Source organism: Carboxylicivirga litoralis, assembly GCF_025499605.1.
GTDB classification, from domain to species: domain Bacteria; phylum Bacteroidota; class Bacteroidia; order Bacteroidales; family Marinilabiliaceae; genus Carboxylicivirga; species Carboxylicivirga litoralis.
Genome location: NZ_JAFMVC010000014.1, coordinates 123,480 through 131,204, shown reverse-complemented (window position 1 = coordinate 131,204; position 7,725 = coordinate 123,480). Strand labels below are relative to the sequence as shown.

The 7,725-nt window shown below is 38.9% G+C and carries 8 protein-coding genes and 2 tRNA genes; 2 read left to right on the top strand and 8 right to left on the bottom strand.

Annotated elements, in window-relative coordinates:
* Positions 1-100: 100 nt before the first annotated feature.
* From J1N10_RS13880 to J1N10_RS13855, 6 genes are all read right to left on the bottom strand, one after another.
* A tRNA-Pro gene (locus J1N10_RS13880) sits at positions 101-175 on the bottom strand.
* Positions 176-189: 14 nt separating this feature from the next.
* Positions 190-276, bottom strand: a tRNA-Ser gene (locus tag J1N10_RS13875).
* 210 nt (positions 277-486) lie between these two features.
* The gene (floA, locus tag J1N10_RS13870; RefSeq protein ID WP_262327323.1) at positions 487-1,470 is read right to left on the bottom strand and encodes a flotillin-like protein FloA; all 984 of its coding nucleotides are present in this window, start codon (positions 1,468-1,470) and stop codon (positions 487-489) included.
* Positions 1,471-1,474: 4 nt separating this feature from the next.
* Positions 1,475-1,942: an NfeD family protein gene (locus tag J1N10_RS13865; protein WP_262327322.1), complete on the bottom strand. Its 468-nt coding sequence runs from the start codon at positions 1,940-1,942 to the stop codon at positions 1,475-1,477.
* Between the two features lie 4 nt (positions 1,943-1,946).
* Positions 1,947-2,222 (bottom strand): ATP-dependent Clp protease adaptor ClpS, encoded by a 276-nt coding sequence (locus tag J1N10_RS13860; protein ID WP_262327321.1) that lies wholly within the window; start codon positions 2,220-2,222, stop codon positions 1,947-1,949.
* 51 nt (positions 2,223-2,273) lie between these two features.
* Positions 2,274-4,736: an SPOR domain-containing protein gene (locus tag J1N10_RS13855; RefSeq protein WP_262327320.1), complete on the bottom strand. Its 2,463-nt coding sequence runs from the start codon at positions 4,734-4,736 to the stop codon at positions 2,274-2,276.
* Between the two features lie 286 nt (positions 4,737-5,022).
* Here J1N10_RS13855 and bcp point away from each other — a divergent pair, with 286 nt between their 5' ends.
* Both bcp and recA read left to right on the top strand, forming a co-directional pair.
* Entirely contained in the window at positions 5,023-5,481 is a 459-nt protein-coding gene (gene bcp / locus J1N10_RS13850) for a thioredoxin-dependent thiol peroxidase (protein WP_262327319.1), read from the top strand.
* Between the two features lie 40 nt (positions 5,482-5,521).
* Positions 5,522-6,544, top strand: coding sequence for a recombinase RecA (recA, locus tag J1N10_RS13845; protein ID WP_262327318.1), 1,023 nt, complete (start codon positions 5,522-5,524; stop codon positions 6,542-6,544).
* Between the two features lie 162 nt (positions 6,545-6,706).
* Here recA and J1N10_RS13840 read toward each other — a convergent pair whose 3' ends face one another.
* Both J1N10_RS13840 and J1N10_RS13835 read right to left on the bottom strand, forming a co-directional pair.
* A complete protein-coding gene (locus tag J1N10_RS13840) occupies positions 6,707-7,183 on the bottom strand; it encodes a hypothetical protein (RefSeq protein ID WP_262327317.1) in 477 nt (158 codons plus the stop codon).
* Between the two features lie 54 nt (positions 7,184-7,237).
* Positions 7,238-7,597: a hypothetical protein gene (locus tag J1N10_RS13835; RefSeq protein ID WP_262327316.1), complete on the bottom strand. Its 360-nt coding sequence runs from the start codon at positions 7,595-7,597 to the stop codon at positions 7,238-7,240.
* Between the last annotated feature and the right edge of the window lie 128 nt (positions 7,598-7,725).

The window sequence follows — 7,725 nt, the reverse complement described above, 5'->3', positions numbered from 1 at the left end:
TGGTCCCAAACCAGGTGCGCTAACCGGACTGCGCTACACCCCGAATCAATAATATTTTCAATAAAAAAGAGCTAAACATTATTCAGCTCTTAAAAAGTTGTCGGGGTACCAGGATTCGAACCTGGGACCCCCTGGTCCCAAACCAGGTGCGCTAACCGGACTGCGCTACACCCCGAAACTAAAATTGAGCGGAGGGAGGGGGATTCGAACCCCCGGTACGGTTACCCGTACGCCAGTTTAGCAAACTGGTGGTTTCAGCCACTCACCCATCTCTCCTTTAACCTCTTTCTTTAAAGAGAAACAACCGCTCTTTCTTCTCTATCCTGCGTCCCCTTTGCGATTGCGATTGCAAAAGTAGCAAATAGAATTAAACCTCCAAAATTAAAATGAAAAAATTCAATACTTTTTCATAACACAAAAATAATCGAATCACATAACTAATTATCGATCAAAAAAAAAGCTACCCGAAGGTAGCTCAAAAAAAAATTAATCTTTTTTCGGAGGCTTACTGCCTGGCTTGGCAATTGAGTCTCTCATGGCCGTATCGGCTTCAATATTTTTATACTTCAGATAATCCATTACACCAAGATTTCCATTGCGGAATGCCTCTGCTAAGGCCTTAGGCACGTCAGCTTCGGCTTCAATTACCTTAGCACGAGCTTCCTGTGCTTTGGCTTTCATTTCCTGCTCTAAAGCAACTGCCATAGCCCGGCGTTCTTCAGCTTTGGCCTGGGCAATATTTTTATCGGCATCGGCCTGATCAATCTGTAAACCGGCTCCGATGTTTTTACCTATATCAATATCGGCAATATCAATCGACAAGATTTCAAAAGCAGTTCCGGCATCTAATCCTTTTTCCAATACAACTTTTGAAATGGAATCAGGATTTTCTAATACTGCCTTGTGCGAAATTGATGAACCAATAGACGACACAATACCTTCACCTACACGAGCGAGAACTGTTTCCTCTCCTGCTCCACCAACCAACTGTTTGATGTTGGCACGAACGGTTACACGGGCCTTCGCAATTAACTGAATACCATCTTTAGCAACGGCAGCTACCGGAGGCGTATCAATCACCTTTGGGTTTACCGACATTTGAACCGCCTCAAATACATCGCGACCGGCTAAGTCAATAGCTGTTGCCATCTGGAAATTTAAGTCAATATTAGCTTTCGCAGCCGATACCAATGCATGCACAACGCTTTCAACGTGTCCGCCTGCCAGGTAGTGAGCTTCCAGCTCATCACGTTTAATCTCTGACAATCCAGCTTTAGAAGCCTCAATAAGCGCACGTACGATTACCCCAGGTGGCACTTTACGAATACGCATTAAAACGAGCTGAATCAATGAAATTCGCACGCCCGACACTAAGGCCGAGAACCATAGTAAAATTGGCACATAATAAAGAAACAAGAAAACAACGACTATAACCGCTGCTATCAAAAATATGGGAGCTAATCCTGCCATTTAATTAGTTTTTGGGTTTGACAATTATGTATGTTTTATAAACTTCTTTAACGATTATTTCAGAGTTTTCATCAACAAAATGACCAGGACACTTACCCTCAATCACTTCACCATTGACCATCACTTTTCCAACAGGATTTAAGCGCGTAATCGTCATGCCTTCGTCACCAACATTGATTGCACTCTCTTCAACAGTTTCGACTTTACCACCTACTTCTGTTTTTAACATCAACCTGTTCCAGGTTTTGGATCGAAACGACATCACCAGCATCAGTACTCCAGCAAACAAGGTACTGAATAAGGCTATATTGCCATAAGTAGTGCCGTATCCCTGATAAGTGAGAAAAATACCACCTGCGGTAAAAATAAATCCACCAATACCCGCAATGGTGACGCCTGGAAAAACAAAAAACTCTAAGATAAAAAGGAATAATCCTAAAAGGATAATTAAGACAATAACAAGTGCTGACATATGATTAATCGATTGTAACCAATAAACGTTCTTCCGACAATTGCTCCTTGATAGGTAACAAGTCATCAATATTACCTGATTTAATTTGACATGAACCTGTATAATGCGTTAAAAAAGCACATTGCTCAGCTTGTATAGCATCGTGCTCACATACTTCGCATAAAACATCAATTACATGGTCGAATGAATTCTCATCGTCATTATGGAGTGTCAGTATCCGTTTTTCGTTGCCGTCACCCTTCATATTATGTTCTTCACTTCGTTTGCTAAATGAAACCATATCACAAAAGTTTCTATAAATTAACCATATTTTTTTGTGAAAAACTAATTTCTACTTTTTGAGTTCTTCGGTCAGGTTAATTTGCTTGCCGTCTTTAAACACGACAATAAATGCACCTGCAAAACCAGCATCATGCACCCGCTTCACATCATTTTGCGCCTCGGCATACGATGCATAATTACCGGCGAAGTACTTGGTTAACTCTTTACCAGGTATTTCCACCTTTGAAATTGGCGGTATTTTCGCTACAGCCGCGTCATTCGGTTCATTTCTAAAAACCCCAATCTGGATTTTATAAACCAATTGGTTTTCAGGCTTTTTAAACGCCTTTTCAACAACTTTCGCGGGTTCTTCTTTAACAACATCCGCCCCTTGAAGTTCCTGATACGTTTTGGGCACTTTGGTAGTCTTAACTGGTTTTTCACCGCCGTCCACGTTTCTGCTTTCGGCATATTGAATCAGCCCCTGCTCATGCAAACCAACACCTGTGCGCTTAATGGCACCGGCTTTTTCGTATCGCGCCTCGTCAAAGCCATTCACCGGGTCAATCATATCCATGGCTTCTTTAAAATACTCCTTACCTTGCACTTGTAATTCCTCCAACTGACTTAAATCATCGACCGTATTTGATAAAAGGATCTCTTTAATCCGCTCGTCATAAATGAGTATCTTTTTATTCAGCGATTCGTGATACAACTTAAGCGCTGTTAACTTTAGCTCTTTTGCTTTAAATACTTGTGCCTGTACAACACTTTCCTCCTCTACCGAATCTTTGCTGCGGATAACGGTTAGAACAGATTCTGTTTCGCCCGGCGCATTATTGGCTTCTTCCAAAAGCTTTGAAGATTCGAGGTTCAGAATATTCCCCCACACATATAATGAATCGGCATGATGCAACTGTTGAATTTGATCAGCATCAAACAACTGCTGGTACATAACTTCCAATGCCTTTAACTGACGAGCAAACTCCTCATCGGTGTAAAAAGTATATTCATCGGGAATTAAAATCTTATCCAAATCTTTCGCCACTTTTCGCTCAACCCGCACCTGGCTGATGGAAGTATACTGCCCTTTGGCCACCAATTCTTTAATCGTATCCTGCTCAGCTACACGCGACTGATAGTAGGTTCGTTCAATTTTCTCATCAAGGCCATATACTTTTTTCTCCATTGATAATATGTCATTCACCAACATGGAACGTTCGGTATCTGAATTAGTCTGGGCATAACGTTTTCGTTTCTCACGCATCAATGACGACAGACTATCTCTTCGAGCCTCGAGCTCTACAGCCATCTTAAACTTATTTTTTGCTTCCGCACTTTTAAAATGATCCAGATGACTATATTCTAAGGTATCGGCTATGACAAAAAGAAACTGATTATCCTTTTTTGACGTTTCTTTTTTGGTCTTATCCTTATTTTTATTGGTTGATAGATGAGCCGTTTCAGACAATGGTAGACTGGCGACCTGGCGCACCTCATTAACATCCTGCACAAAGTTCTTCACCACCGAATTGTTCCATTTAATGGTATAAACAATTAAGGTTGAATCGTTTGTTTCGCGATTAGAAGCAAACCATGCAAGTTCGTTAAATTCATCGGTCACAAACAAATAATCATCTTTAGGTGAATTAAATGGAATCCCTAAGTTGACCGGATTGATGAAAGTTTTCTGCTCAGCATCGTAATTAGCTTTATACAAGTCATAACCACCCAATCCACCTTCTTTGTTGGATGAATAATAAATAGTTGACCCATCGATGACTACGAAAGGATGACAATCGTCGAGAGCAGAATTGATTCCATTTAAAGCAACGCTTTCACTCCAGCCATCAAGCAACTTTTCCATTTTAAACAAGTTGCCGTTTGAATTCTCATCTTTCTTCGAAAAGTATACTTCATCGCCACGCTCGGTCAAATACAATACGCCATTGGGGTCAACACCCGACTCGAAGAAATCACTATTGAGACTAACTTTTCCCACATCGGCAGCCGGATGATAAGCACTCAAAAAATCCGCCTTCAAAACCGTATCGCGTTCGTAAACTTCAAGGTTGTATACTTTGGCCGATTGTCGCAACCCCATTTCACTTTCTAACTTATATTTTTCGGCCTTTTCATTACGAATATCGGAAGCTGAGGCATACTTTAAAAACCGATTGTATTGGCCGATAGCTTCTTCAAACTGATAGCTTAATTGATAAGCACGTCCTAAATAATAATACGCATCGCGACTTACTCCTTTAAGTGCTGCATATTTAATTCGTTTAACAGCCTGAGGTATATCATTATTATTCTGAATCAAACATATGCCATAATAATAATTGTACTTTATCTCGCGATCATATCTTTGTAATAAATACTCATACGCTTTCTCAGCTTCTGCGTAGTTCCCCTCTTTAAACAATACAAGAGCTTCTTTTGCCGAATAGGTTTTATTCTGAGCAAAGCTTAACTCTGATAATCCGGTTACAATTATTAATAATATTAAGGCGATTGACTTCAATCTATACATAAGGATGTTTGTTTCTAGTGTATTTTAAAGCCCCAAAATTAAACATTACACGACAAATAGCTAATTCGCCCCTTGAAAATATTATAAAAGGGGGCTATTGTCAACATTCAAAGACCAGTTACTTCAAATACATCCAAATAGCATCTTTATGTTTATATACATCTGAACGAATGACTGTTAATAACTTTTGAACCATGCCCATTTATAATCGTTCTTATTTAAATATATTTGTAAATAGGAATAACATGCAGCCAATGCATGTCTATCCACCTTAAAATCAATAAAAATGCTTAAAGAAGGAGATAAAGCACCCATTTTTAAGGGGCTCAACCAAGACGAAAAAGAAATTAGCCTAAATGACTTTTCGGGCAAGAAAGTGATTTTATATTTCTATCCCAAAGACAATACTCCTGGTTGCACAGCCGAATCTTGTAACCTGAGTGAAAGTTATGATGAACTTACTTCAAAAGGCTTCGAAGTAATTGGCGTTAGCCCAGACAGCATAGCTTCGCATCAAAAGTTTATTGCCAAGCATAGCTTACGCTTTAATCTTATTGCCGATACCGAAAAAGAAATATTACAGCAATATGATGCATGGGGTTTAAAAAAGATGTATGGAAAAGAATATATGGGCGTTTTGAGAAAGACATTCATTATTGATGAAAATGGAGTAATCATTAAAATATTTGAAAAGGTCAAAACTAAAGACCATACCAACCAAATACTCGCTGAATTAGAAAAATAATCTTGCCCAAAACAAGAAGAAACAGCTTAAAATCAATATAATGGCAGAAAAAAAAGACAATAACGTGAACAAAGAGAAGCTGAAAGCCCTTCAGCTGACCATGGATAAGATTGACAAAACCTATGGCAAAGGAACCATTATGAAAATGGACGATGCGGCCGTTGAGGATATACCAGTTATTCAAACAGGCTCAATCGCTTTAAACGTGGCCTTAGGTGTTGGCGGATTTCCACGCGGTCGAATAATTGAAATTTATGGCCCTGAATCATCGGGTAAAACAACTTTAGCGATCCATGCGATTGCGGAGGCTCAAAAAGCCGGTGGTATTGCTGCCTTTATTGATGCTGAGCACGCTTTCGACCGTTTTTATGCCGAAAAATTAGGCGTTGATTTAGAAAATCTTTTAATCTCGCAACCCGACAACGGTGAGCAGGCTTTGGAAATTGCCGACCAGCTAATCCGCTCATCAGCAATTGACATTATTGTGATTGACTCTGTGGCAGCGCTTACTCCTAAAGCGGAGATAGAGGGTGACATGGGCGACTCACGCATGGGGCTTCAGGCACGTTTAATGTCACAAGCGCTTCGTAAGCTGACTTCAACCATTAACAAAACCAACACCACTTGTATTTTCATTAACCAGCTGCGTGAAAAGATTGGTGTTATGTTTGGTAACCCAGAAACAACAACTGGTGGTAATGCCTTGAAATTCTACTCTTCAGTTCGCCTGGACATTCGTCGTGTAACGCAAATTAAAGATGGAGAAAACGTGGTAGGTAGCCATACCCGTGTGAAGGTTGTGAAAAATAAAGTTGCTCCTCCGTTTAAAAAGGCTGAATTTGAAATTCGCTATGGAGAAGGTATTTCTCGCGTTGGCGAAATTCTTGACATGAGTGTTGAAATGAACATTGTGAAGAAAAGCGGTTCGTGGTTCAGCTATGGCGAAACCAAACTAGGCCAGGGACGCGAAGCTGTTAAAGAAGTGATTAAAGACAATCCGGAATTAGCAGAAGAATTGGAACAAAAAATTATGGCAGCCATTAAAGAAAATGCTGCAAAATAAACGTTTATAAAAATTGAAAAACGGCTGTCAAATATCTTGGCAGCCGTTTTTTTGTTGCATATTAGTCGTTCTGTTTTTTCTATTTTGAGTTACAATAATTGACCCGTTTCCCGGCGAAACAATTCAACAAGTTACAAATAAGCATTTTACCGACATCTCTCTCTAAGGTTCAACCACCTTTAATGAATAATGAACATCTACCTTATAATTCTCTGGAAATTTAGGAAGCAATAGCCATTTTCTGTTTTCAAAAATCTGTCCTTGTCGCTGGATTTGAGTTGTTCCAAAGGTTGCTACATATACATCTATCCGTTTAGCTTTATCGTTTCTTAGCACCTCTACTTTTGTTGTTTTTATTGCCTTCTTTCCATTACGAACGTATTGACTACAGACAACCACTGACTTGGCATCGAAATTTATCTTTCCAAAATCAACAGACTCACAGGAAGCATTGTACTTCAATGGAATTTTTTTTAAATCATCAATACTATGGGCTACTTCAAAATTATTAACCTGCAAACAAAATTGAGGATCGAGTTTTATCTCTTTATATACAACGGGCGTTTGTGCACTCAACAGCTTAGCAAACAATAAAAAACTAAGCAATAACAGTAAATTCTTTTTTAACTCCCAGATCATAAATGCTTGTTTATTGATGCATAAACATAAATCATTTACATCGAAAAACAAAAATTACTCAACAGCTAATTCCTTACGATATCGTTTTTGCTTAAGGATAAACAAGGTAACAAACAGGGCTTTAATTATGAGACCAGATGATAAAAACCAGACATATAAGTTCATTAGCTGTTCCGTTTTTTTCAGATAAATAGCAATAAACACCAAGCCTAGCCCTATAATCAATAAAACTATCTCAGCTCCAACCTTCACTTTACCTGAACCAACTCCAATAATCATATACAAAAGCTTCAATGTCCCTCCTATACTAAAGCTAATTGCAGCCCATGGGCCTTCAACAGATAGTGCTTTTAACACTATACCAGTAAGTATTAGCAATCCTCCCGTCATAATTAAGTACTTCAATTTCCCCATGGTGTATTATAATTTTAGTATCCAACAACCAAACAGCTTCGAATATAAATGGTTCAAACCAAAAATATTCACTTTTATTCAACAATATTTAGTTTCAGCCTGTTTGATGTTTAATTTTAGTGCTTCAT

Excerpts from the sequence above, each read along its gene's own strand:
- floA (WP_262327323.1), bottom strand. The coding sequence starts at position 1,470 with ATGGCAGGATTAGCTCCCATATTTTTGATAGCAGCGGTTATAGTCGTT.
- J1N10_RS13865 (WP_262327322.1), bottom strand. The coding sequence starts at position 1,942 with ATGTCAGCACTTGTTATTGTCTTAATTATCCTTTTAGGATTATTCCTT.
- J1N10_RS13860 (WP_262327321.1), bottom strand. The coding sequence starts at position 2,222 with ATGGTTTCATTTAGCAAACGAAGTGAAGAACATAATATGAAGGGTGAC.
- J1N10_RS13855 (WP_262327320.1), bottom strand. The coding sequence starts at position 4,736 with ATGTATAGATTGAAGTCAATCGCCTTAATATTATTAATAATTGTAACC.
- bcp (WP_262327319.1), top strand. The coding sequence starts at position 5,023 with ATGCTTAAAGAAGGAGATAAAGCACCCATTTTTAAGGGGCTCAACCAA.
- recA (WP_262327318.1), top strand. The coding sequence starts at position 5,522 with ATGGCAGAAAAAAAAGACAATAACGTGAACAAAGAGAAGCTGAAAGCC.
- J1N10_RS13840 (WP_262327317.1), bottom strand. The coding sequence starts at position 7,183 with ATGATCTGGGAGTTAAAAAAGAATTTACTGTTATTGCTTAGTTTTTTA.
- J1N10_RS13835 (WP_262327316.1), bottom strand. The coding sequence starts at position 7,597 with ATGGGGAAATTGAAGTACTTAATTATGACGGGAGGATTGCTAATACTT.